Origin of the sequence: Vampirovibrio chlorellavorus (assembly GCF_003149375.1) — a bacterium.
Lineage (GTDB): Bacteria > Cyanobacteriota > Vampirovibrionia > Vampirovibrionales > Vampirovibrionaceae > Vampirovibrio > Vampirovibrio chlorellavorus_B.
Genome location: NZ_QFWH01000001.1, coordinates 402483 through 426538, shown reverse-complemented (window position 1 = coordinate 426538; position 24056 = coordinate 402483). Strand labels below are relative to the sequence as shown.

The window sequence follows — 24056 nt, the reverse complement described above, 5'->3', positions numbered from 1 at the left end:
CGAGTCCGCTCAGGCTATACGCTCAGGGCCATGTCCGCTTGCAGAGGCTGAGCCTGCTCACCCGGCACCCGGCTGGCAAAGCGGGGCATAATGTCGGCGGAAGTAATCAGGCCGTAGAAACCCCGCTGGTGCATTTCAATCGCCCGCAGCATAAAGCCCAGCGCAGGGCCGCACACGTTGTCCACCATGGTGGCTTCATCACTCACCACGAATTGATGACTGCCCACGGCGCCGCTCATGGTGCGGCCCGTCACGGTAACGGTGGTATTCACCGGCTTTTTGGCGTTACGGGTATCCACCAAACCGCCCACACGCACCCGATCCCGGGGGCAAACGCCCGCCAGTTCCAGAATGACATCATCGGCGTGTTCCATGTCCACCAGCTTCAGCAAGCCGTTGCGGACGCTCAGCTCTTCAGCGATTTCCTCATCGCTCATGCAGGCTACCCGCTTGGCGTCAAAGCCTTCCAGGTGAATAAAATCTTCGCGTACCGTGGCTTTGTAGGCTTCCCAGTTGGCAATACCCACCCCAAAGTGAATGTTGACATCCAGCACTTCCACAAAGGAATGCGCGGCCACGGCGGCCACGGTGGTCAGGAAGCCGGGAGTGGCGCCCGCCCCAGTGACGTACAAAATCCCTTGCTCACTCAATTCGTTGTGCAGCGCAAACAAGCGCTCCACCGCCTCAGTGCGCTTCAGGGCGTCCACGAACACCCCTTTAAAGCCGGTTTCCTCCACAATGCGCTTCACGGTATCGGCGAAAAATTCCACCGGCAAGTTGGGCAAGGCCATAAACACAGCGTCAATTTCATCGGCATGAGCCTTCAGCAGGCTGATGATGGAGTCCGAGTCGGAGTGCAAAGGCTGGCTCAGTTCGTAAGACTCGTTCAGGGACAAGCCATTGGCGTTAAAGGCAAAGCCCTGGCTGTCGGCCACGGCCACCAACTTAAAATCAGGACGATGGGGAATTAAACGGGCCATGCCCTTGCCCAGTCCACCAAAACCAAAAACGGCCACACGTACTGCCTGTTGCATCGCAAAATCCTCATCTCGTTGTGCTGATGGCATATATAATCCAACTCTACCCAAAAGACGCCAGTGGAACAACCACACCCCTCCCTCAGGCGCTGTGGCGCTTTCCGCTAGAGCGCCCTCCCAGCCCCTTGCAGCACCTGCAGCCGACCCACCTGATTGTAGTAACACACCGCCAAAGCAAGGCCATCGGCGGCATCATCCGGGGTGGGCTTCTTATCCAGCTTCAGCAACTGAATCAAAGCCTCCTGCACCTCGGCCTTTTCAGCCTTACCGTAGCCGGTAACCGCCTGCTTGACCTGCATGGGGGTATACTCGTAAACCGGTAAGTTAAAGCGATGGGTCAACATCAGGATGACCCCCCGGGCCTGAGCCACCGGTATAATGGTGGTGTTGTTCCGAAAGTAAAACAAGCGCTCAAGGGACACCACATCGGGCCGCAACTGCTCCAGAACCTGGGTGAGATCATCGTGAATCTCTTGCAGGCGGGCCCCGTCCGACTTATCTTTGGTGGTGGCGATAATCCCCCACTGGCACGCCCCGAACTCCTCCCCCGCCCAGCCTGCGGAACAGTTGGTATCCCGCACGGTTTCCACCAGGCCAAAGCCCACTCTGCCCAATCCCGGATCGATGCCTAAAATTCTCATAGCGGCATTATAGCAAGAGACCGTATCCCCGCATGACAGCTTCTTTTCCCCAGTCGTCCAGCTTACAGACGTTCTTGGCGGCCAACTTTCAGAAAAAGCCCTTGCCGATGGCATTTTTCGGAGTGTTATTGGGGCTCAGCGCGCCGGGATACCACCTGTGGTGGCTGGCCTGGCTGGCCATTGCCCCGGCACTGTTATGGACCTACCAATGCCCCACCTTTCAACAAAGGGCCTGGGGCGGATTCTGGTTCGGGTTTTGCTTTCAGGCCGCATACTGCCTCTGGTTTTTCGATTTACACCCCCTGACCTGGCTGGGCTTTGATGAACTTAGCAGCCGCCTGGTCACGCTGGCTGGATGGCTCCTGATTGGCACCGAGGGGGGGCTTCTAACCAGTGGATTTTTTGGACTGGCCGATCCTAATAAGCCTTTTGCTTGGCGGCTCTTTGGACTTCCCCTAGCATGGATTGCACTGTTTTCGATGCTAAATGCCACCCCACTAGCCCTCCCCTGGGGCTTACTGGAATATACACAAGCCGGATTATGGCCCCTGCGCTGGCTGGCCAGCCAGCTGGGGGGAGTGGGCATTGTGTTTTCACTGATTGTTTATGCCGTGCTGCTGGCTGAAAGTGTTCGAGCAATCGAAGCCAATCCTTTGAATCGCCCAAACATCCTGAAAACGGTAATCTTGTTTTGTCTACCGGGCCTATTAGCCCTGCTCAACGCATTACCGGAGCCGCAGAAGGGTGCCCATATCCCGATGCCGGTGGCCATCGTTCAGGCCAATTTGCCCATTGAACTCATTCGCTCCGGCCAGTTGACCGAAGAAGAGAGCAAGTCCGCATACCTGCATCCCATACAAACCACGTATTTTCCAACGGGCAGCCTGATTTTACTCCCGGAAGAAGGGGCAGCCCCCGGCCTGGTAGATCTGGCATCCCCTCTGGATCACCCGATTCTTGGGCAACTGGCTCATCTAGCCCAACTGAAAGCCGTTTCCATTGCGCTGGGCATCAGTAGCCAATCCCCAAACGGGCAACTGTTCAACAGCATCGCTTTATTACCGGCCACCGCAAAGGAGCCCATCCGTTTTTACCACAAGCGGCGACTGGTTCCCTTTGGAGAATACACCCCGTACCAGCTGGGCGATTTTCTGAGCAAGGCCTTGCGAACCTTTCAGGTGGAGTATTCCGCCCCTTATACTATGGGGCAAAGCACCCAGCCTTTAGCGGCAGGCCCTTACCAACTGGGCGGACTGGTCTGCTTTGAACTCATTGACGGCTCGTTCACTGAGGCTTACCGCAAGCGAGGTGCCGATTTACTCATCAACCTGAGCAATCTGGGCTGGTTTCATCAAAACCCGCTGATTGAGGCCCAGTTTCTGGCCATCGGCCAACTGCGGGCGGCAGAAAGCAGAACACCGTTGGCCATTGCCAGCAATACGGGCATATCGGCCATCTTGTCCGGCACGGGGGCCATCCTGACACAGAGTCACCCCTGGCCGCCCATGTCGGCAAGGCCCAAGCCCCGGCAGAGCCAGATACTTTTTTACAACAACTGACCGAGGCAAAACGCCACCCGCACAGGTCATACTGGAGAAGAACCCCAATAAATATCAGAGTGGGCTTATACTAAAAATAGCGAACGATCACTTTACTGTTGAACGGGTAGAGTTCACGCATCTCTAAAACGCCTAGTGGGATTGGGAGAACACAACGTCATCATGAGATCCGAGACGCAAAAGCTGGTGGCCATTGGATTATATAAACCATCCCCCTCCGGCCTGCTTCACCAGTGCGAAGAACTTTTGATGTATGGCATCCTCAGTCAGGCCGCCCGACTGACCAACGTTCAATACAAGGACTTGGCCACCGTCAGCGATAAAGTGGAACCCCAGTGGCTGCACGCTTGCGATGCGCTTTACACCAGAGACTCCCTGAACAAACTGAAGCAAATCTGCCAGTCCACCCGTACCCAGTTCCTGTTAACCGGAGTTCTTCAGCAGTCTGCAGAAATTAAAAGCGAGCTGCACATTGAAATCAGCCTGTACAGTCTGGCCCAAGACGTAATAGTGTTCACCGATAACACCGTTCTCAGCCTGGATACCGAGAACATTGGCGATGGCGGGGATCCTGAAATTCCGGTGGATGAATTAAACCGGGTAATTAATTCTGTGGTCTATCAAATCCTAAAAACCCTTGAGCCTGAAACAATCTGCCACCGCCCTAAGGACTTACCAGTTGCCAGCAATTCGCTCTCGGCCATCAAGCTGATTCTCAAGGCCCACCACGTTTCCAACAATACGGAAAAAATTGCGCTTTACGAAAGCGCCTTGCGGGAAGATCCTGCCATGGAAACAGCCTACTACCACCTGGCCCGATGTTTTCGCAGCGAATACGAGCTGGAAAAAAGCGTTATTTTTTATCGGGAAGCCCTTAAAATCTCCCGGGCCTCCGCCAGAAATAAAGCCATTTACGCCACCGAGGCTGGGGTGGGCTGTGCCCTGCTGGGCAAAAATGCGGTGGCCCTCCAGTGGTGGAATAAAGCCATTGAGTATGACCCCGGCTACATCAACCCCTACTTTAACATTGCCAACACCCAGGAAGATCTGGGCAATTACCCCGCCGCTGAAGAATACTTTTTGAAAGCGCAAGAATTGGCCCCCGATGACTTCCGTACCTTTTTAAACCTGGCCCGCATTTATTCCAAACTGGGCCAGTGGGACAAGGCCCTGAACCAGTACCAGTTTCAACTGAAAAGCGAGGCGAACGATCCCTGGTGCCACAGTGACTTAGCCACCTGCTACCTGAATCTGGGTGAGGTGGAGAACGCCAAGCGCCATTTGGAGAAAACCGTGGCCCTGGATCCTGAGGGGGAAGCCGGGGAATATGCTCAATTGATTCTGGGTGGATTGGGCTAAAAACCAATCCGCTTACTCATGGTTGGGGCTTCCCCCTTGCCATGTCCGCTTTCCAGACCCACAAACCATGAAAGGGCCCTGAAAAGCCTTGTCCTTGCATGCCTTTTTTCTTTCATCAATAATAGCCTCACTTTAATTACCTCACTTTCAGTTAAATTTTAAATCCCACATCCGCTGAAACGCTTCCTGCCTGAATCCCCCCCAGCCCTGCGCCTGTGACGGTGTTCATTGCACGCCCGATTATTAAGATTTTTCACACTCAACTTTCAGTCATGTCGCACAAACATCCATTGAGGGGTTTTTAGAAGGCAAGATTAAGCAAGTTTCCCAAAATTCAGGAGATTTTCCCCAATGAGCTACCTGCCCCCCAATACCCCTTATGCTCCCACAAACCCTATGCTGCTTCCACAGCCGGGATTGGGTGGACAGAACCCCATGCCCCCCCTCCCCCCCATGCCTGGTCTGCCGATGCCGGGCGGTCCGGGTGCTTTTTCCAATATGGCCCTTCCCGGCGTACCCCAAGCAGCCATGACTCCCGGGATGCCCGCTGGCATGGGCCAGGACGCCTTTGCCCCTGCCAACGGCGCGCCAGCCGCTGGCAACCCGCAAGGCACTGTGTTTCAGCACCCTTCGGGTGGCTATGCCGATAATAACAACAATTTATCCGGCGGCAATTTTTGGAGCAGCTGGAAAGGCATTAGCACCATTGCTGCCGGTATTGGAGCCGCCGTTTACACTGGTATCGCCATTTATAAAGGTAAATTAAACATCTTCTCAGGTTCCGGCAATGAATATGGCACCAAAGCCCTGCATGAACTCACAGGTGATTTAAAGACTGCCGCCGATGGACTGGTTAATAAACTCAAAACAGCCAAAAAAGCATTTGACGACAACTTAAACAAAGAAAACGTGGACAGCCGAGTCACAGAGTTCAAAAAGACGTTTAATGAACTGAAAGACAAGAACCTGCAATCGGAAGTCACAGAAGAAAATTACAAGCTGTTTACAAACCTTGAAAACGCCCACTCCGCCTATGTCGATAAAATCGCTGAAGGCGTGAAAGCAGATAAAGCGGTGGCTGATGTCCTCAAATCCAAGGAAGTCACCGATCTTGAGGAAGCCATCAAAACGGCGGAAGGTGCCTACAACACCAAGCTGACCCCGCCGAAATCAGCCGAGAGTGAAGCCGCAGGTGACGCAGGCAAAGGCAAACCAGCTGAAGCCACAGGTGACGCAGGCAAAGACAAGCCAGCTGAAGCCACGGGTGACGCAGGCAAAGGCAAACCAGCTGAAGCCGCAGGTGACGCAGGCAAAGGCAAACCAGCTGAAGCCGCAGGTGACGCAGGCAAAGACAAGCCAGCTGAAGCCACAGGTGACGCAGGCAAAGACAAGCCAGCTGAAGCCACAGGTGACGCAGGCAAAGACAAGCCAGCAACCGCTACATAATCGACCACTAAATAATCAACTAAAATAATAGAGTCAGGTCTTTAATGGCCTGGCTCTATTGCTTGTTCAAGGACGCTCCACATGATCCCCACCAAAGCCCCAGCCCTACAGCCCGGTGACACCATCGCCATTCTCTCCCCGGCCGGGGCCACGCCCATTGAGCCCGCTGATTCCGCTAAACCCGATCCCTTTGACCAAGGCGTTGCCCTGCTGGCGCAGGCGGGCTTTCGGGTCAAGTTGATGCCCAATGCCAAAAACAAGCGCCTCTATCTGGCGGGCACCGATGCCGAACGCCTGAGCGATTTGCAAGCGGCCTTTGCCGATCCAGCAGTGAAAGGCATTTTATGCGCCCGGGGCGGCTATGGCTGCACCCGACTACTTCCCCAACTGGACTTTGCCCTGATTCAACAAAACCCCAAAGTGTTTATTGGCTTCAGCGATATTACCGCCCTGCTGCTGCCTATTTACCAACAAACGGGGCTCATGGGCTTTTACGGGCCCATGCTCACCTCCAATCTCATTCATAACGAGCCCTACAGCCAAAGTCAACTATTACAAATGGTTCAGGGGCAGAACCAAGCCCCTTACCGCATCCCCAACCAAAACACCTACCAGTGCTTTCAGCCGGGGGTGGCCCAAGGGCGGCTGATGGGCGGGAACCTTTCCTTGCTTACCGCCCTGTGCGGAACGCCCTTTCAACCCCGCACCGACGGGCATATCCTGTTCATTGAAGATTGGCACGAAAAATACTACACCCTGGACCGCCAATTCCAGCAACTGAGGATGGCCGGGCTACTGGATGGCATTGCCGGGCTGCTACTGGCGGATTTCTCGGAAATTGAAACCGAGCCGGAGCAGACCCTGCCAGCGTTTTTACAAGAACTAACCGGCTTTTTAAAAGTACCCGTGGGCTTTGGCTTTTCGGTAGGGCATGGGGAGCAGACCGCCACCCTGCCCATCGGCTGCCTGGCGGAATTCAACGCCACCACCGGCACCCTGAGGCTGCTGGAAAACCCGGTGAGCCTGTAGTGCAGACAGAGCCTGCCTTTTAACACGGCAACACGGGCCTGAAAACCACGGCACGCCCGTCTTATAAAACACGGGCCCAAGGACTGCTACTTGCGCTTGTCGTCCAACGGCAGAAGCGGACCACCGGCGGAGTTGCCGCCCGACGCGTCATCGGTCGGGACATCGGCGGACGCGGGCAGGACATTCGGTTGCTCCAGACGAGCCCCGGCCTTCACCGGCAAATCGGCCTTATCAGGCTCCACGGGGGAGGAATCGGAGCCGGACTGGCCCAAACGGCCAGACGCATTTTTCTTGTCCTTATCCGAGGGGGCTTTTTGGGCGCCCGTCTCTTGCCCGAACTTAATAATGGAAAATTTACGGGTCAATCTGCCGCTATTTCCCTGGGTGGCCGATGGCTGTACCGGCGTCACCGGCTTGGAGGAAGCAGGGGACTTTGACGCTGCGCCCTGTGGCACTGATATTCCAGCGGCCTCAATGACCGGAATGACCGGCTCTTTCTCAGCAGCATCAGGGGTCATGGCAATCAGTCCAGCCCGAAACTTGACCGGCAGGCTTTTTTCCATTTGCTCTGTGGCCAGGTTCACCACAATCAGGTCCGTGGAACCGGCGGTGACCACATACGCCCGCTGCTCGGAAGGGGCGTTGACCGCACTGGCCGGAAAGGTATCGCTCAACAGGGGAATGGCAGGCAGCAGCGTGCGATTGGTCAAATCCACCACATCAAAACGGGCATCGCCAGCGGATAAAATAAACAGCTTGTTCTGGTAGGTGAGCATATCCACCGGCTTTTTTCCCACCGTCAGCGTCTTGAGTACCGTACCCTCCAGACTCAGGACAGAAACTTCATCCTTACTGCGGCTGGCCACCCAGATTTCCAGTTCACCAGCGGTATTTTTGAACGCCCGCAACACAGAAATATCAGGCAAGGCCGGAATGGTCTTCTCCACCGCCCGGGTCTTCAAATTGACCAAATAAAGCTGAGCCTTGCCGGAATCGGCCACCAATAGCCGGGTGTCGGCCGGGATGGGAGCCATGACCCCGCCATTACCGGGCAAATCGATTTTGACCCCGCCTTGCAGTTTCTCCCCATCCACCACCGACAGAAAGGGTGAATAACGATTGCTGACAATCACTTCCTTCATGCCGGGAATATACAGCACAGAGTCGGGTCGTTGCCCCACCGGTACACGGGTTTTCACCAGATTAGAGCCGGTATCCACCACCACCAGCTCATTGGTGGACAAACAGGGCAGAAACAGCAGTTTACCGTCGGGTGAAAGCTCCAAACCAGCCGGAACAGACTCCAGGGCGACTTCTCCCGTGATCTTGCCTGTCAAAGGCTCAATCGCCAGGATTTTTTGGTTGTTCAGGTCAAAAACATAAGTCAAGCGGTTTCCCACCGTCAAAGGGGCGCTTTGTCCGGCCTGTTGGGACAAGGCAACCGCGGGCGGAACGATGACCGGCTTTTTCTCCGGGACATACGAGGGATTGTAGGGCAGGGAGCCCAGCAATATCTTCAATTCCACCGGGATAAACAGGTTACCGGGGATCAAAAAGTCCTGGGGCAAAAGGCCTTCCCGCAACTGCATTGGGTATTCGGACATTTTGGGAAAGGTCAGCCGTCCGGAAGAGGTCAGAATCAAGCGCATCAGAAAAAAGTTGTTGTCAAACTGAATCAGGTCGGGATACACAGCGCCCTCGGGCAACACCGCGATGACCCGCTGGGAATCAGGGTGCAGATCGGGATCCTGAGGAATGACCGGCACATAGGACTCCCCGTTGCTGAACAGCACCAGGCCATCAAACCGAACCTTGACCTGGGGATCCTTCTCCCGTAGATAGTTCAGGACACCGGGCGGCAAGTCCGTGGCCCAGGCGGACAAGGCCCCCACGCCCCCAAACGCCAGAAACGCACTGGCGGCCATAGCCAATAAGCCTTTTTTAAACGGGGATCGCAGTCCTGTCATATCATTCTCTTCGCTTTATAACTCATTATTCGCTTGTGCTTATAGGGAAATTTTCGGATGAAGGGATCATCCAAGACAAGTGAAGGATTTAATAGCTTGAACCAAACTGCTCTAATATTTTAGACTGCCGCTGGTTTAGTTCAGTCGCCTCTTTTGACTGAAGCCCCAAGTTGTACAAGCACCCAGCCGCCACGATGATGCAACATACTGCTAATAATTGGGTGATAATCCAGACTGAGGATTTGTTATCTGGTGAAAGCAATGCAAACATCTTAACAATTATGTAAGCACCAATCATAAAACCAATTGTTGGAATCATTTTTTAACCTTTGCTTTAATATCAACTACTACGTAATGCATTGTGTGATTAGCTAACGAGCGTTAAAAGTACCGCCAATGGGGATGACGGCAAAATCAAAAACAGTTTTTCGATTGAGGCGCACACTGTCCAGCCAGCACAATAACCACCCACTAAGCCGGTACTTTGGGCAGAATAGAGGCGGGTACCTCGATCTCACCCTTGAACACATAGGCGGCAGGTCCGCTCATAAAGACGTGATCCTCCGGCTGGCCGTTCCATTCAATCTTCAGCGGGCCGCCGGGCAAGGCCACATTCACCACCGAATCCACTTTGCCCAACATCATGGCGCCAACGCCAGTGGCGCAAGCCCCGGTGCCACAGGCCAGCGTAAAGCCGCAGCCTCGCTCCCAAACGGTGACTTTTAACGCCTGCCGGGACAGCACTTCCACAAATTCCACATTGGTTTTGGCCGGAAAAGCAGGATGGGTTTCCAGCGCCGGGCCAAACACCGCCGGATCGAGCTGTTGAGGCAATTCATCCTGAAACACCAGACAATGCGGGTTCCCCATACTCACCGGAGTCACCGGAATCTTCCGCCCCAATACGTCCAGCTCAAACCGCTGCACAGGCACTTTGGCGTTATCCCCGGCAAAGGGAATCAGGGCCGGCTCTAAAATGGGCGGCCCCATGTCCACGGTGACGGTGCGATCCGCATTGATTTTGGGGCTAATGGGCCCAGCCAGGGTTTCTACGGTGAACGAATCACGGTCCACCAGACCCAAATCTTTCACGAACAGGGCAAAGCAGCGGATGCCGTTACCGCACATTTCAGCCCAACTGCCATCCCCATTTAAATACACAAAACGGGTGTCAAAACGGCTGGAGTCTGAGGCAGGCACAGGCAAAATCAGGCCATCCGCGCCAATCCCGAAGTGACGATCGCACAAAAAGGCGGCCAGCTTTTCCAGGGTTTCTTTTTGACGATCCGGGTGCAGATCCAGGCCAGCCACATCAGGGCCAGAGAGCAGGACAAAATCGTTACCCAAGCCGTGCATTTTGGTAAACGGGAGTTTTACGTGCATTTTTGGAGAACTCATATTCGCTCAACGAGTGTGTTATACAATACTAGCACCATGACCACTTCCATTAAAGCATCCCCCGAAAAACCGCCTCAAAAGGGATTCAGCACAGCCATTCAGGATATCGCCTTGCTGGTGCTGTTTTGTGCTGTTGCCTTTTTCTTTAAGCTGGGCAGTTATCCCCTGTTTGATCTGGATGAGCCCCGTTATGCCGAAGCGGCCCGGGAAATGCTGGAGCGTCACAACTGGATTACCCCTTATTTCAACTACGAAGTGCGCTTTGAAAAACCGGTTTTTTTCTACTGGCTCATCATCCTGGCCTATCAGGTGTTCGGGCTTTCTGAATTTTCAGCCCGTTTTTTCAGCGCCGTGACCGCTAGCGCCACCGTGGGCATGGTTTACGCCTTTGGCCGTCATTTGATATCCCGTCAATTTGGGCTATACGCAGCACTGATTTTGGCTTCCAGCATCCTGTTCATCGGCATTGCCCGCATGGCCATTACCGATATGACCCTGGCCTGCTTTATGACCGGCACCACCCTGTGCCTGTTTTTGGCCGCCCATCGCCATTTAACATGGTGGCTGGCAGCGGGAGCCGTTGCCGGTTTGGGCATTTTAACCAAGGGCCCGGTGGCCCTGATCATCCCCGGCGCCATTTTTACGTTATACACATTGGTCATTGGACAATGTAAGCGCTGCCTGCTGAACCGGTGGATGCCTTTGGCGGTTTTAATCGCCCTGTCCACTGCCGCACCGTGGTACTGGGCCATTTATCAGGAGAACGGCCCCATTTTCATTGAATCCCAATTCATGAACAACGTGACCCGATACTCGGATGTTGTCTCCGGGCACAAGCAGCCACCCTACTTTTACACCCTGGTTTTGCTGGCCGGTTTTTTACCGTGGACAGCCTACTTGCCCGCCGCCCTCCGTAATTTGTGGCAACAATGCAGAACCAACCATCAACAATGGGTTGATCAACAGGCTTTTCACTACCTCATCCCCTTATACGGTCTGGTGTGGGCCAGCTTTGTCTTTGGATTCTTCAGTCTGGGCAGCACCAAGCTACTGACCTATATCCTGCCCTTGTTTCCCGCATTGGCCTTGATGACCGCCAGCGCCTGGTACTCATTTTCCGCAAATAACGAAAAAAAATCAGACGGGGACTGGCGCTGGATGCAGCTGCCAAGCCTGATTTTACCCCTCAGCACTTTGATTGGGGGCTCGGTTTTTATAAGCAATATGGAAAAACTCCTCCCCCGGGAAGCGGCTGGCATTGAAGCCAATGGCTACAACGGGGCGGCAGTGCTGGTTCTTTTAACTGGCTCGGTGGCTACCAGCTGGCTGCTGAATCGAAAAAAAGGCAAGCAAGCCCTCTACACACAGGCCTTAACCGTATTTCTACTGGCTATCGTCGCCCTACAGGGCATTATCCCCAATATCAGTCAGGCGGCCCAAAGTGTTATGATGAACTACTTGAACAAAACCAATGGCCGACCGCTGATCCTCTATGAAATTCAGCGAACCAGCCTGACCTTTTACGGCAAACGCCGCATTCCCCGCTTTGTGGAAGAGCAAGCCCCGGCCCTGCTCAGTGAACTGCAACAACATCCGCAAAGCTTTATCATTACCAAGAATGAGCATCTCGGCACCCTTCGCCCCTTGATCCCCCCTTCCCTGGAATTGACGGTTGTTGAAAAAGACCGTGTTTATAGTTTACTTTCTGTACGCAAACGGCAAAATGCCCCACCACAGGAACCCCGACCATGACCGCAGCGAATTCCCTCTCCAGTATTCCCCAGCGAGCAGCCGCCCACACGGTGGATGTGTCCTTTATTATTCCGGTTTACAACGAAGTGGACAACGTGGATGCCCTGATTCGAGAGGTGGCCCAGACTGGCTACCGGCTGAACCGCTCCTTTGAAATGGTGCTGGTGGATGATGGCTCCAGGGATGGCACGGTACAAGCCCTGCGCCATTTAAGCGATGAATTTCCCCAATTGCGAGTGGTTTGCCTGAAGCGTAACTTTGGGCAAACGGCCGCCACGGCAGCGGGTTTTCGGTACGCTCAGGGCAAGTATTTTGTAACGCTGGACGGCGACTTACAAAACGATCCGGCCCAGGTGCCTGAAATTATCGACATGCTGGAAGCGGAGAATCTGGACATCGTTTGCGGGTGGCGCAAGCATCGTCAGGACAAGGCCTTGACCCGTAAGCTGCCTTCCATGATTGCCAATCGCATTATTGGGGCTTCCACCGGGGTGAAAATCCACGATTACGGCTGCTCCCTTAAAGTGTATCGGGCCGAAGTGGCCAAAGAAGTCCCATTGTACGGTGAAATGCACCGCTTTATTCCCGCTCTGGCCAGTATTGACGGTGCTGTGATCAAGGAAGTACCGGTCAACCATCGTCCCCGAGTGGCCGGTACCAGCAAATACGGTTTATCCAGAACCTTCAAAGTCATTCTGGATCTGCTGACCGTACTGTTTCTGAAACGCTTCCTGACCCGCCCCTTGCACATGTTTGGCCGGGCCGGTTTCGCCTTTTTCTTTGTGGGCGCTCTGATTCTAGGCTCGTTGGTGGTGGACAAACTGCTATTTGGTCACGATATCGGCACCCGCCCCCTCTTGCTGCTGGGTGTATTGATGTTTTTAACCGGCATTCAGCTCATCAGCACCGGTATGATCGCCGAAATTCAGGCCCGTACCTACTTCGAATCGCAGGACAAGCCCATTTACAAGGTCCGCGAAATTATTCAGCACGAAACGCCCCAACATGACCCTTTCCCCATTGGCCAATCCCTCGCACGCTAGGCAAACTCCATCGTTTTCTCCCAAACAGGTCCTAAAAATCCTGATTAGCGTGGTGCTGCTCGGTTTTTTACTGCAACACATCGGGCTGGAAAATGTTCTGCACAAGCTGTCCAAGGCCAACCTGTGGTATATCCCGGTGGGCGTGGTGGTTTACCTGGTGGGGCAGCTCATTAGCGCCTACCGCTGGCAGTTTTTAAGCGCCGCACTGAACTTCAAACTAGCCCTGCGGGAGTTTTACGACTATTACCTGATTGGCATGTTTTTCAACCTGTTTTTACCCGGGGCCATTGGGGGCGATGTTTTACGTCTGTACTATCTGGCCAAAAGCACGGGTCGTCGCAAACGGGAAGCGCTGCTCACCCTCCTTGCCGAGCGAGGGGTGGGACTGGTAGCGCTTTTGCTGCTGACCAGCGCCGTGTGCCTCAGTCCGGCCTTACAGGATAGCCATTTGGCCATCCCCATAACACTGCCCTTCCTGAACCAGCCCTTAATCTTCGACTTGAGCGTGCTGCTGGTCTTTTTATCCACCCTGCTGCTACTGGGCTATTTTTGCCTATGGTTGGTACCTCTGCAAGCCCTAACCCAGAAATTTCCCAAGCTGGCCCTGCTGGATCAGGCCAAGGTCTACTGGGCCAATTTGGGCTTACTGGCCAAGTCCGTTTCTATCTCTCTGTTCGTTCACGCCATGATGATTGTGATGCATTTGCTAATTGCCCAAGCCTTGCACACCTCAGTCAATCCCTTTTATATGACCGTGGTGTATGGCGTGGTTTCGCTTGCCAGCGTTTTGCCCATTGCTTTTAACGGCTTTGGGGTGAGAGAGGGCGCCTATTTGCTGCTGCTCACCAAGGCCGGGCTTCAGCCGGATACCGCCCTGGCCTTTGCCGTTTACTGGGACATTATTTCCACCTGCACATCGCTCATCGGCGGACTGGTGCTGCTGAAAGGACATTATAAAACGCCCACCGCCGCAGAGCAGGCTGATTTGAGTGAAGAATTGGCCTGATGGTTTCTTAAAAAGCAAAAGTGTTTTCCATTCTGTTTTTAATAGCGCAGCCTGCTGGTTCATCCGGTTCGATTTCAGTAGCTGGTGTAGCCACCCACCCATTTCCCGCCCCAGGATATTTCCCAAAATGATCTGCTTGTGGGAGAATTTGAATATCTATGGGAAAATGCCCAAATGCTGGCTGATATTTTTCAGTCTTTTAATTTTTCGGATCACAATCATGAGGTTTACGTTTTGAAAAGCCGTTTGCTCCACATCCATCAGCCACCCCTAATGCTGGCACTGTTGGCCCTTTCCATCGGCGTTTCCACTTCTGTAAGCCAGACTTGGGCTGAAGATGCCCTGGCCCCCGCTGGGGATGTCACTTCCAGCGAAGAAAGCACGCCGACCCCGCTCAGCGAGTTCGCCCCCGATGAAGTCCGGGCAGCCCGCGATCAGCGCTATGACCAGGGTTTGACCGTCAATAAGATCAGTATTGAGGGCAACCGACTGGTTCAGTCAGACAAAATCAAGGATTCCATGGTGATGCGTCCCGGCAGCCTGTACAGCAAAAACACGCTGAAAGACGACCTGCGCCGCATTTATGACATGGGCTACTTCACGGAAAAGATCAAAGCCGTGCCCGTTTCCACCAGTGAAGGCATTGTGTTGCGTATTGTGGTGCAGGAAAACGCGCCGGTCACGGGCGTTCACATCGAAGGCAACTCCATTGTCGAGGACAGCGAGCTTCAGGCCATTTTCGCCAAGCAGACCGGCATGCCCCAGAATATTGGCCAGCTGAATGAAAGCATCGAAAAGGTTGAAAAGCTCTACGCCGACAAGGGGTATGTGCTAGCCCGCGTTTCCAACATCGAGGACGACCCGGACGGGGTTATTAACCTGAAAATCAACGAAGGCACCATTGATAAAGTCCAGTTTGTGGGCAACCGTAAAACCAAGGACTTTGTCATCAAGCGCTTAATGACCACCAAAGTGGGCGACGTGTACAACGAAAAAGCACTGGCCGATGACCTGAAGCGGATTTTCGGTACCCAGGCCTTCTCCGATGTACGCCGAGTCATTACCGCATCGCCCGACAACCCGGATAAATACAACCTGACCGTTGAAGTCGATGAAAAACGCACCGGCTCCATTTCGGTGGGCGGTGGCGTGGACACCAACACCGGTCTGTTCGGCTCCTTGGGTTACAGCGATCCCAACTTCCTGGGACGCGGACAAAACGTGAACTCCATTTTCGCGGTGGGTAGCGGTATCATTGGCCGGGATCGCAACACTCAGGCCAGCGCCCGCACCTACCAGTTTGACGTGGGCTGGAGCGATCCCAGCTTCATGAATACGGCCAACTCGCTCAGCGCAAACCTGTATGGCCGCGACTTCTCCAGCTTTAATATCCCTCTAGGCATTGAGCGCCGGATCGGGACGGAAGTGGCCTGGGGCGCGCCGCTGATGAAGTACAAGAACACCTCTGTGGGCCTCAGCCTGCGGGGCGAAAACGTGCGGATTCGGGATTTCGCCAATAACAACGATTTAAGAGAATTCGGCATTTCCAGCTCAGAGCGTAAAGACCAGCTCAAGGGTGGCACGTTCGTTTCATTGTCCCCCACACTGGCCTTTGATACCCGAAACAACCGCTTCAACCCCACCTCCGGCTGGTTGAACACCGTGTCCCTGACGGGGGCTTACGGCTTGAGCAACAATTCCTACGGGCTGGTCAGCGCCAACCTGAGAAAGTACATCAAAATTCGGGAAGGCATCACCCTGGCCCTGAACGCGCAGGGCGGCAACTCCCTGTTGGGCGATATTCCAGAATTCAACATGTTCCGTATGGGCGGTGCCTATTCAGTTCGGGGCTTCCAGGAAGGCGGCCTGGGGATTGGGAACGGCTACCTGCTGAGTACGGCTGAATTGCGGGCCAAAGTGCCCATGATTGGCAAGATGAAAAATATCCCGGTGCTTAACAGCCTCAGCCTGGCCACCTTCCTGGATGCCGGTACCGTGCTGGGCGAGTCCAACTTCAACAACGTGTTTAACCGCACAGGTCGGGGTATGTCCACCGGTCTGGGGATTCGTCTGAATATGCCCGGTGTTGGGCCCATTCGGATTGATTACGCCATTCCCATTGCGGGTGGCAGCAAATACAACCGGCCTTGGAACTTTGGTGTCGGTGAAAAATTCTAGCCGGTGTTAACGCAAAATTGCCCAGGAACAAGACTCTGCCTTTTGCATCTTGTTCAATATAGCAGTTTCTGAAATAATCGACAGCATTGCTTGTCTGTTTGTCCAAAGGAGTTTTTATTATCCATGAGACGTATCCTGACGATTGTCCTTTCTGTTCTGGTCATTGGGTTGGGTAGCCTTCGGGCAGCTCAGGCGGCTGATACCATTGGCACCATCGACTACGAAAAACTGATCCGCTCTTACAACAAGGCCCAAATGTTTAACGATGACATGAAGGCCAAAGAAGCCGATCTGGAAAAAATGCAGGCCGAATTCGTAAAACAGATTCGGGAAGCCAAAACCAAGCAGCCCAACAACCCGGTGGCGGTGGATCAATTGCAAAAAAGTCTGGAAGATAAGCTGGCCGCCAAGGTCAATGAGTACCGCGATACTCAGGCCGCCAAAGCCAAAAGCCTGGAAACAGCCATGACCAACACCATTGAAGAAGTGGCCCGCAGCAAGAACCTGTCCGTTATTATTGCCAAGCAGTCCGTTTTTGTGGGCGGCACCGACATCACCAATGAAGTGCTTTCCAAATTAAACGCGGGCACCCCGGACGTTAAATAGGGCACCGCATTCAAACACTTTTTAAAAGCCAGGCTGTCCCCAGTCTGGCTTTTTACATGCAAGCCTTGTCCAAGCGCATATTTACAGTGTTTAACCTGTCCAGACTTTGCCCGCCAATCTTGCTAGAATCAAAGCATGAGAGAGCTCGCTTCCCCTGAAAACACCCCCAAAGTGCCTACTGGCAAACAGAGCCACTACGACACCCTGCACTCCATGTCGGTGGATCCAGTTGGGGCCACGCCCATGGTCAGTCAATTTTTGACGGTTAAATCCGAGTACCCGGGAATTATCCTGTTTTACCGCATGGGGGATTTTTACGAGACTTTTTTTGAGGATGCCCTGATTACGGCACGGGTGCTGGAAATTACCCTGACCGGACGGGACGCCGGGAAAGCGGGCCGCATTCCCATGGCGGGCATTCCGGTCAAAGCGGCCGAAACCTATTTAACCAAGCTGCTGTCCCAGAATTTAAAAGTGGCCATTTGCGAGCAAATGGAAGATCCCAGCCAGGCCAAGGGCTTGGTGAAACGGCAGGTGGTGCGGGTGTTGTCCAGTGGCACTATTACCGAGCAATCGCTGCTGCGCCCGGAGGAAAATAACTTTCTGGCGGCCATTCACATTCAATCGCAGCAAGCGTGCGGCTTGGCCTACTGCGATGTCACCACCGGGGAGTTTCGGGTCACCGAATTGAGCTTTCTGGAACTGTTGTCCGAGCTGGATCGCATCCGTCCGGTGGAGATTTTGGTGAAAGGCCGCAAACGCAAGGCCACGTCCATTCACGAACTGGATAGCTTTATCGCCGATGTGCCGCCGGAAATCAGTGAAAACTACCGCTGCACCCCACTGCCGGAAGGCGCTTTTCAGGTGTCCGATACCCGTCGTGGCCTGCTCGATCTGTTTCAAGTGGCCTCCCTGGAAGGCTTTGGGCTGGAGGATCAACCCTGTGCTTTACAGGCCGCTGGTACCATTGGCTATTACATCAGCCGGAATTTTCTGGATCAATTGCCCGTGTTCAACGGCATTCGGTTGTATTCGCTGCAACAAACCGTGACCATGAACACCACGGCTCGCCGCAATCTGGAGTTACTCTCCACCGCCAAAAGCGGCCAGACGGAAGGTAGCCTGCTGTGGGTACTGAACCAGACCTGCACCAGCATGGGCGCCCGCTTGTTGCGCCAGTGGATCAACCAGCCCCTGACCCATTTGCCAGAGATTGAATCCCGGCTGGATGGGGTAGAAGAACTGGTGCGGCATGCGGACATTCGAGAATCGGTGCGCCACCTGCTGCCCGATATTTATGACATTGAGCGCCTCAGCACCAAGGTGGCCAACTTCAGTGCCAGCCCCCGGGATTTAATCGCCCTCAAGCATTCCATTGCCCGCTTGCCCGATTTATCCAACCTGCTCAAGCCGCTGGAGAGCTTTTATTTGAACCGGCTACAGGACTTCCCACCGGAACTGTTCAAGATGATGGCCCTGATCGAGCAGGCCATTGATGATTCTCCCAGCCTGAACCTGAAGGAAGGGGGCATTATCAAGACCGGTTACCACGCCCAACTGGATCAGATGCGGGAATTGGTGCGCAATCATGAGACCTGGCTGGCCCAGTACGAGCAGGAACAACGGGAACGAACCGGCATTAAGACCCTGAAGGTGTCGTTCAACAGCGCTTTTGGTTATTTTATTGAGGTCACCCGGGCCAACAGTGGGGCTGTGCCCGCCGATTACCACCGGAAACAAACCTTAACCAACGCTGAGCGCTACACCACCGACATTTTAAAGACCCACGAAGCTCAGGTGCTGGATGCCCAGAGCAACCAGTACGAGCTGGAATACACCCTGTTTATGGATTTGCGGCAAAAACTGCTGACTTACGCCCATATCGTGGCCGATTCCGCCCAGCGGGTGGCCGTGCTGGATGTCTTGCAGTCGCTGGCCACCGTGGCTGTGGAGCAAAATTACGTGCGTCCGCACGTGGATGACTCTCTGGAAATTAACTTACAGCAAAGCCGCCACCCGGTGGTGGAAAAGATTCTGCCTTTGGGACGCTTTGTGCCCAATAACGTGGCCTTGTCCGCCGATCCCGAAGCCCTGCAAATCCCGCAGATGATGATTATTACAGGCCCCAATATGGCCGGAAAATCGACTTATATGCGGCAAGTGGCTCAAATCATTTTAATGGCCCAGATGGGGTCGTTTGTTCCGGCCAGTTATGCCCGCATTGGCTTGGTGGATGGCATTTACACCCGGGTGGGCGCCGTGGATGATCTGTCCAGCGGACAATCCACCTTTATGGTGGAAATGAACGAAACGGCCCAAATACTGCACGGGGCCACCCGCCGCAGTCTGGTATTACTGGATGAAGTGGGGCGGGGCACCAGCACTTACGATGGGGTGTCCATTGCCTGGGCTGTATCGGAGTACATGACCCAGCGCATGGGTTGCCGCACCCTGTTTGCCACCCACTACCACGAACTGAACACCCTGGAGCAGAATTACCCTAAAATTGCCAATTACCGGGTTTGCGTGGCTGAAGCGGACGGGGAAATTGAGTTTTTACACACGGTGGAACCGGGCGCCGCCCAAAAGAGTTACGGCATTCAGGTGGCCAAAATGGCCGGATTGCCCGCGGAGATTATCCACAAGGCAGAAGCCATATTGAGCCAGATGCAACGAAAAGAGCTGGCGGCGGTCAGCGCAAAAGCTTCCCGTGAGGAGACTTTGGAAACCCCACAGCTGAGCTTGTTTTAGCGAGGCAGAGTTGCCGTAGCAGGCGTCATTACAGTACACTGATGAGAGCCTAGGATAATCCCCCGACTGTTTTCATACCCAGCGCTCCCAGAATGCCATCAATCGAGAAAGCCACACACCGATCATGATCAGCACTGACAGTACCATCGCCGCCATTGCCACCGCCCGAGGCCAAGGCAGTGTGGCCGTCCTCCGTATTAGCGGCAAAGAGGCCTGGAGCATCGCCTATGAGCTATTCTCCAAGAAAAATTTAAAGTTCCAGCATGGGCGTTTTTACCACGGCTGGATTGCCGATGAGGGCGATATCATTGATGAGGTGCTGTTGTTATCGTTCAAAGGCCCGCACAGCTACACCGGGGAAGATGTCATCGAGATTCACTGCCACGGCGGCGATGTCATTTCTCACAAAATCCTGAACCTGTGCGTGAAAAACGGGGCCCGAGTGGCCATGCCCGGCGAATTCACCATGCGCGCCTACCTCAATGGCAAAATGGATCTGACTCAGGCCGAATCGGTCATGGATCTGATCTCCTCCCGCAGCGAGCGGCTGATTTCTCAGGCCTCCAACAATTTGAAAAACCGCTCTTTGGGTAAGTATATCGATGACATGAGCCAGGGCCTGTTGACCTTGCAGGCTCAAATTGTGGCCAGTATTGATTTCCCTGATGAAGTGGAGGAGCCGGATCGGCAAGTGCTGGCCCATCAGCTGGAAGAGTGCCTGTCTGGCATTTCCCGCCTGAAGGAAAGCGCCCAGCGCAACCGCATGGTGCGGGAAGGCCTGAAAGTGGCCTTGCTGGGCATGCCCAACTCCGGGAAGTCCTCGTTATTCAACGCCTTATTGGCGCGAGATCGCTCCATTGTGACCGATCAGGCAGGCACCACCCGGGATGTGGTCACCGAGGTGCTGGATATCGATGGCATCGCCATCACCCTGATTGATACGGCAGGCATTCGGGAAACCCACCACAGCATTGAGATGATGGGCATTCAGCGCAGCTGGCAGGCCGCTTCCGAAGCGCAGATTGTCATTTACCTGATCGATTGCTCGGTGGGCTTGCTGCGTTATGACATGCAGATTTTAAGCAAGCTGGAAGCCAGTAATACCATTGTGGTGGGTAACAAGAAGGACTTACTGCGCCCCGGCCAAAAAACCTTCCCCAACTGGATTTATGTGTCGGTTAAATCACGGGAAGGCATGGATGAAATTTACGCCGCCCTGCAAGAAAAAATCCGAGCGTTTTCTCACGAAGATACCGGGCTGACCTTGTCACTGAATCAGCGCCAGATTAAATGCTGCATTGAAGTGGAAGAGTGCCTGAAGCAGGCTCAGGCGGCCATTCAGTCCACCCTGCCTTTAGATGTGGTGACCATGCCCATGACAGAGGCCCTGCGTAAGCTGGATGAGCTGATGGGACGGGACACCACGGAAGAAGTACTGACCAGCGTGTTTCAGCAATTCTGCGTGGGCAAATAGGCTTTTATGACTGAAGCGAACGGGTTTGAGCATCTAACCCTGGCGGAACAAGTAGCCCAACTGTTTATGGTGGGTTACGAAGGGTTAACCCCCAACCCCATCACCCACCGCTTTTTGGAGCGCGGCGTGGGGGGCCTGATTTTTTTTCGGGATAATTTTGACGCCTTACCCCAGCAAACCCCACAGGCAGTGGCGGATTTGACCGAAAAACTGCAAGCCAGCGTCCCGGCGCATCTTCCCCACATGTTGATGGGCATTGATCAGGAAGGCGGTCAGGTAGAGCGCTTGCCGCACACGCTGTTTCCCACAGCCCTGTCCCCCCGAGCGGTGGCCTTGGCCCCAGCAGCGGAACCACTGGCTCAGTCAATGTATCAGTCCATCGCTCAACATTTACGGGCACTGGGCTTGAATCTGAATTTTTTTCCCACCCTGGATGTGAATTTACAGGCTGAAAACCCCATTATCGGGGTGCGCAGCTTCGGGGATGATCCCGAAACGGTGTGGCGCTTTGCGGACATTGCCTTGCGGGCTTTTGCGGCTGAAAAGCTGATTGCCGTGGGCAAGCACTTTCCCGGGCACGGCAACGGCACCGTGGATTCCCATCTGGACTTGCCCACCCTGCACTTCAGCGAAGTCGAACTCCAGCCCTTCCAGCAGGCCATTGAGGCCGGGGTACCCGTGATGCTGGTGGCCCACGGCTATTACCCGGCGTTGCAAACCACGGAAGCGGAACGACAGCTCCCCTCCTCGGCCTCCCCGGCAGTTATTCAGGGCTTGCTACGGGAGCGGTGCGGCTTTCAAGGGGTCATCATTACCGATGATATGTGCATGGGGGCCATCACCAAACACCGAAACCCGGTGGAGGCAGCGCTGGCCTCCCTCAAGGCAGGGGTGGATATTCTGCTTTACAAACAAAGCACCGAAGCGGAATGGGCGGTTTATGAAGCGGTATTGGCGGCCTTTGAGAGCGGAGTTCTTCCCCTCAGCCAGTTGCAAGACTCCCTCCACCGGATTGCCCGCTTAAAAGCGCACTATCTGGCGGAAGTCCGGACCAGCCCGATTACGCTAACCCCAACCGATTGCGCCCAACAGGCCCGCAACTGGGCCGAACAGGGCATCAGCCTGTTGGCGGGCTCCGCCGATGCGCTGCCCCTGCCCTTGGAGGCGCCCTTGCTGCTGGTGCATCCTGAGCGCACCGGCATGGGCAATTACGCCTTTGATGTGCCCACCTCGCCGTCGCTGGAATATTATCTGGAGAAGGCAGGCTTCAATCACCTTGAGGGTTTGACTTATCCCGCCAAGCAAGCCTTTGAGGCCCAAGCGCTCTGCGATGGCTTGACGACTTCCGCCCCGGAGACCGTGCTTTTCGTCAGCTTCAACCCCTTGATTTACACCAGTCAGGCTAACTTATACACGCTTTTAAAGGCCCGGTTCCCCCAAGCCCGCTTCATACTGGCCTCAGCGGGGACTCCTTACGATTTGCAAGCCTTGGCCGCACCCGAAGCGCACCTGAGCCTTTGCACCTATCGGCCTGCCAACATGCAGGCCTTGGCTAACTTGCTGGCAAATGGTTTTTCAACAAAGGCAACACCTGACGCGCTGCAACCCGCAAAACCGCTTCCCGCAAAGCCTCTTTAGGCTTCGCCATGGCCGCTTGAACACTGGCTTCATCCTGGGCCAGGGGTTGGCAATAGCTGCTATTCGGCAATGGTAAGCCCGACTGGCATTGACCGGGAAGCAAAAAGACCGGCTTATCCCCAGCCAGCGCCAGCAAATGCCCTACCGCCTTCCCGCCCAGGGATGTGGCGTCAAAACGGCCCTCCCCGGTCAGGATGATATCGGCAGCGGCCACTTTTTCGTGCAGGCCCAGGGCTTGGGCAATCCAGTGGCTACCTGAAATCAATTGGGCATTTTCCGAGCAATGCAGCAGCCCGAAGGCCAAACCGCCTGCCGCCCCGGCCCCCGCCAGCGCCGCAGAATCGACTTTAAAAGAGCGTTTTAGCAAAGCGCTCACGTGGGCCAAGCCCTGCTCCAACTGCTGACATTGCTGGGCGGAAGCCCCTTTCTGAGGCCCAAAAACCGCCGCTGCCCCTTGTGGACCCAGCAAAGGATTCTGGACATCCGTGGCGATGCGCAAGGCAGGCAGTGGTGAATGGCCAGCAGTCAATCCGGCAGTTAGTGGTGAACGCTCCAGTCGGTGGATACGGCCTAAATCGCCTCCACTCAGAGGGGCTTGAATTTCGTAATTCTGATCATCCCAAAAACGCCAGCCCAAAGCCTGCAAGGCCCCCAGACCGCCATCAGTGGAGGCGCTGCCGCCCACGGACACCACCACCGTGTCCGGCTGATGCTGGCGTACGGATTCACGAATCAATTCCCCCACCCCGTAAGACGTGGCCGCCACGGGGTGCCGTTCTGCGCCTAGCAGCTTTAAGCCATGGGCCTGCGCCGACTCGATGATCACGGTTTTGGCAGCAGGCTCCCACAAATAGTGGGCCTGTACCGGCATAGTGGCGATGGGGCCCGTCACCCGCAGGCTGTTCAGGCGGGCTTGCGCCCAACTTTGGCTGAGGACCTGCAAGGTATCGTCTCCCCCATCGGCAATGGGGCATACCTGAAGGTCCACCGTATCCCCCAGAGCCTCCCGGAGGGCGGATTGCATGATCTCGGCTGCCTCCCCGGCGGACAGGGTACCTTTGTAGCAGGCCGGGGCGATCAAAATACGAGGGCTTCGGGCATTCATGGCAGCATCATACCACCCCGCCCCCCGGCCAAGAAGCGCCTCCGAGTAGTCCCAACGGCCAGCCCCG

General features: G+C 54.8%; 18 protein-coding genes. 12 read left to right on the top strand and 6 right to left on the bottom strand.

The features are described from left to right. Positions 1-14: 14 nt before the first annotated feature. Both DF283_RS02065 and ruvC read right to left on the bottom strand, forming a co-directional pair. On the bottom strand, positions 15-1034 hold the full coding sequence (locus tag DF283_RS02065; RefSeq protein WP_303672997.1) for a saccharopine dehydrogenase family protein: 1020 nt from the start codon (positions 1032-1034) through the stop codon (positions 15-17). A 107-nt stretch (positions 1035-1141) separates the two neighbouring features. Continuing rightward, a complete protein-coding gene (ruvC, locus tag DF283_RS02060; protein WP_303672996.1) occupies positions 1142-1678 on the bottom strand; it encodes a crossover junction endodeoxyribonuclease RuvC in 537 nt (178 codons plus the stop codon). Between the two features lie 32 nt (positions 1679-1710). Here ruvC and lnt point away from each other — a divergent pair, with 32 nt between their 5' ends. The 4 genes from lnt to DF283_RS02040 all read left to right on the top strand — a co-directional run bounded on the left by lnt (position 1711) and on the right by DF283_RS02040 (position 7071). Further along, a complete protein-coding gene (lnt, locus tag DF283_RS02055; RefSeq protein WP_303672995.1) occupies positions 1711-3237 on the top strand; it encodes an apolipoprotein N-acyltransferase in 1527 nt (508 codons plus the stop codon). A 162-nt stretch (positions 3238-3399) separates the two neighbouring features. Next, complete coding sequence (locus tag DF283_RS02050; protein ID WP_303672993.1) at positions 3400-4596, top strand: tetratricopeptide repeat protein; 1197 nt, start codon at positions 3400-3402, stop codon at positions 4594-4596. Between the two features lie 552 nt (positions 4597-5148). Further along, on the top strand, positions 5149-6042 hold the full coding sequence (locus DF283_RS02045) for a hypothetical protein (RefSeq protein WP_303672992.1): 894 nt from the start codon (positions 5149-5151) through the stop codon (positions 6040-6042). An 81-nt stretch (positions 6043-6123) separates the two neighbouring features. Then, positions 6124-7071: a S66 peptidase family protein gene (locus DF283_RS02040; RefSeq protein WP_303672991.1), complete on the top strand. Its 948-nt coding sequence runs from the start codon at positions 6124-6126 to the stop codon at positions 7069-7071. An 86-nt stretch (positions 7072-7157) separates the two neighbouring features. Here DF283_RS02040 and DF283_RS02035 read toward each other — a convergent pair whose 3' ends face one another. The 3 genes from DF283_RS02035 to dapF all read right to left on the bottom strand — a co-directional run bounded on the left by DF283_RS02035 (position 7158) and on the right by dapF (position 10421). Then, on the bottom strand, positions 7158-9038 hold the full coding sequence (locus DF283_RS02035) for a YncE family protein (RefSeq protein ID WP_303672989.1): 1881 nt from the start codon (positions 9036-9038) through the stop codon (positions 7158-7160). An 88-nt stretch (positions 9039-9126) separates the two neighbouring features. Then, positions 9127-9357 (bottom strand): hypothetical protein, encoded by a 231-nt coding sequence (locus DF283_RS02030; RefSeq protein ID WP_303672988.1) that lies wholly within the window; start codon positions 9355-9357, stop codon positions 9127-9129. A gap of 152 nt (positions 9358-9509) precedes the next feature. Beyond that, positions 9510-10421, bottom strand: a complete 912-nt coding sequence (gene dapF, locus DF283_RS02025; protein WP_303672986.1) for a diaminopimelate epimerase — start codon at positions 10419-10421, stop codon at positions 9510-9512. A 51-nt stretch (positions 10422-10472) separates the two neighbouring features. Between dapF and DF283_RS02020 the strand changes: the two genes are divergently transcribed. The 8 genes from DF283_RS02020 to DF283_RS01985 all read left to right on the top strand — a co-directional run bounded on the left by DF283_RS02020 (position 10473) and on the right by DF283_RS01985 (position 22884). Beyond that, a complete protein-coding gene (locus tag DF283_RS02020) occupies positions 10473-12188 on the top strand; it encodes an ArnT family glycosyltransferase (protein WP_303672984.1) in 1716 nt (571 codons plus the stop codon). After that, positions 12185-13231 (top strand): glycosyltransferase family 2 protein, encoded by a 1047-nt coding sequence (locus DF283_RS02015; protein ID WP_303672983.1) that lies wholly within the window; start codon positions 12185-12187, stop codon positions 13229-13231. The genes DF283_RS02020 and DF283_RS02015 overlap by 4 nt, the downstream gene beginning before the upstream one ends. Continuing rightward, on the top strand, positions 13194-14237 hold the full coding sequence (locus DF283_RS02010; RefSeq protein WP_303672982.1) for a lysylphosphatidylglycerol synthase transmembrane domain-containing protein: 1044 nt from the start codon (positions 13194-13196) through the stop codon (positions 14235-14237). Before DF283_RS02015 ends, DF283_RS02010 begins: the two co-directional genes overlap by 38 nt. 174 nt (positions 14238-14411) lie before the next feature. After that, positions 14412-16415 carry a BamA/OMP85 family outer membrane protein gene (locus DF283_RS02005; RefSeq protein WP_303672980.1) on the top strand — a complete coding sequence of 668 codons (2004 nt, stop codon included), beginning with the start codon at positions 14412-14414 and terminating at the stop codon, positions 16413-16415. A 123-nt stretch (positions 16416-16538) separates the two neighbouring features. Continuing rightward, a complete protein-coding gene (locus DF283_RS02000; protein WP_303672978.1) occupies positions 16539-17021 on the top strand; it encodes an OmpH/Skp family outer membrane protein in 483 nt (160 codons plus the stop codon). A 135-nt stretch (positions 17022-17156) separates the two neighbouring features. Further along, positions 17157-19772: a DNA mismatch repair protein MutS gene (gene mutS / locus DF283_RS01995; RefSeq protein ID WP_303672977.1), complete on the top strand. Its 2616-nt coding sequence runs from the start codon at positions 17157-17159 to the stop codon at positions 19770-19772. 124 nt (positions 19773-19896) lie between these two features. Then, positions 19897-21246: a tRNA uridine-5-carboxymethylaminomethyl(34) synthesis GTPase MnmE gene (gene mnmE / locus DF283_RS01990; RefSeq protein ID WP_303672975.1), complete on the top strand. Its 1350-nt coding sequence runs from the start codon at positions 19897-19899 to the stop codon at positions 21244-21246. Positions 21247-21252: 6 nt separating this feature from the next. Next, complete coding sequence (locus DF283_RS01985; protein WP_303672974.1) at positions 21253-22884, top strand: glycoside hydrolase family 3 N-terminal domain-containing protein; 1632 nt, start codon at positions 21253-21255, stop codon at positions 22882-22884. Here DF283_RS01985 and DF283_RS01980 read toward each other — a convergent pair. Further along, on the bottom strand, positions 22799-23989 hold the full coding sequence (locus tag DF283_RS01980) for a glycerate kinase family protein (protein WP_303672973.1): 1191 nt from the start codon (positions 23987-23989) through the stop codon (positions 22799-22801). The genes DF283_RS01985 and DF283_RS01980 overlap by 86 nt on opposite strands. Between the last annotated feature and the right edge of the window lie 67 nt (positions 23990-24056).

Excerpts from the sequence above, each read along its gene's own strand:
- DF283_RS02040 (WP_303672991.1), top strand. The coding sequence starts at position 6,124 with ATGATCCCCACCAAAGCCCCAGCCCTACAGCCCGGTGACACCATCGCC.
- DF283_RS02035 (WP_303672989.1), bottom strand. The coding sequence starts at position 9,038 with ATGACAGGACTGCGATCCCCGTTTAAAAAAGGCTTATTGGCTATGGCC.
- DF283_RS01980 (WP_303672973.1), bottom strand. The coding sequence starts at position 23,989 with ATGAATGCCCGAAGCCCTCGTATTTTGATCGCCCCGGCCTGCTACAAA.
- mutS (WP_303672977.1), top strand. The coding sequence starts at position 17,157 with ATGAGAGAGCTCGCTTCCCCTGAAAACACCCCCAAAGTGCCTACTGGC.
- DF283_RS02045 (WP_303672992.1), top strand. The coding sequence starts at position 5,149 with ATGGGCCAGGACGCCTTTGCCCCTGCCAACGGCGCGCCAGCCGCTGGC.
- ruvC (WP_303672996.1), bottom strand. The coding sequence starts at position 1,678 with ATGAGAATTTTAGGCATCGATCCGGGATTGGGCAGAGTGGGCTTTGGC.
- DF283_RS02000 (WP_303672978.1), top strand. The coding sequence starts at position 16,539 with ATGAGACGTATCCTGACGATTGTCCTTTCTGTTCTGGTCATTGGGTTG.
- lnt (WP_303672995.1), top strand. The coding sequence starts at position 1,711 with ATGACAGCTTCTTTTCCCCAGTCGTCCAGCTTACAGACGTTCTTGGCG.
- DF283_RS02010 (WP_303672982.1), top strand. The coding sequence starts at position 13,194 with ATGACCCTTTCCCCATTGGCCAATCCCTCGCACGCTAGGCAAACTCCA.
- DF283_RS02065 (WP_303672997.1), bottom strand. The coding sequence starts at position 1,034 with ATGCAACAGGCAGTACGTGTGGCCGTTTTTGGTTTTGGTGGACTGGGC.
- mnmE (WP_303672975.1), top strand. The coding sequence starts at position 19,897 with ATGATCAGCACTGACAGTACCATCGCCGCCATTGCCACCGCCCGAGGC.
- DF283_RS02015 (WP_303672983.1), top strand. The coding sequence starts at position 12,185 with ATGACCGCAGCGAATTCCCTCTCCAGTATTCCCCAGCGAGCAGCCGCC.
- DF283_RS02020 (WP_303672984.1), top strand. The coding sequence starts at position 10,473 with ATGACCACTTCCATTAAAGCATCCCCCGAAAAACCGCCTCAAAAGGGA.
- DF283_RS02030 (WP_303672988.1), bottom strand. The coding sequence starts at position 9,357 with ATGATTCCAACAATTGGTTTTATGATTGGTGCTTACATAATTGTTAAG.
- DF283_RS01985 (WP_303672974.1), top strand. The coding sequence starts at position 21,253 with ATGACTGAAGCGAACGGGTTTGAGCATCTAACCCTGGCGGAACAAGTA.
- dapF (WP_303672986.1), bottom strand. The coding sequence starts at position 10,421 with ATGCACGTAAAACTCCCGTTTACCAAAATGCACGGCTTGGGTAACGAT.
- DF283_RS02050 (WP_303672993.1), top strand. The coding sequence starts at position 3,400 with ATGAGATCCGAGACGCAAAAGCTGGTGGCCATTGGATTATATAAACCA.
- DF283_RS02005 (WP_303672980.1), top strand. The coding sequence starts at position 14,412 with ATGCTGGCTGATATTTTTCAGTCTTTTAATTTTTCGGATCACAATCAT.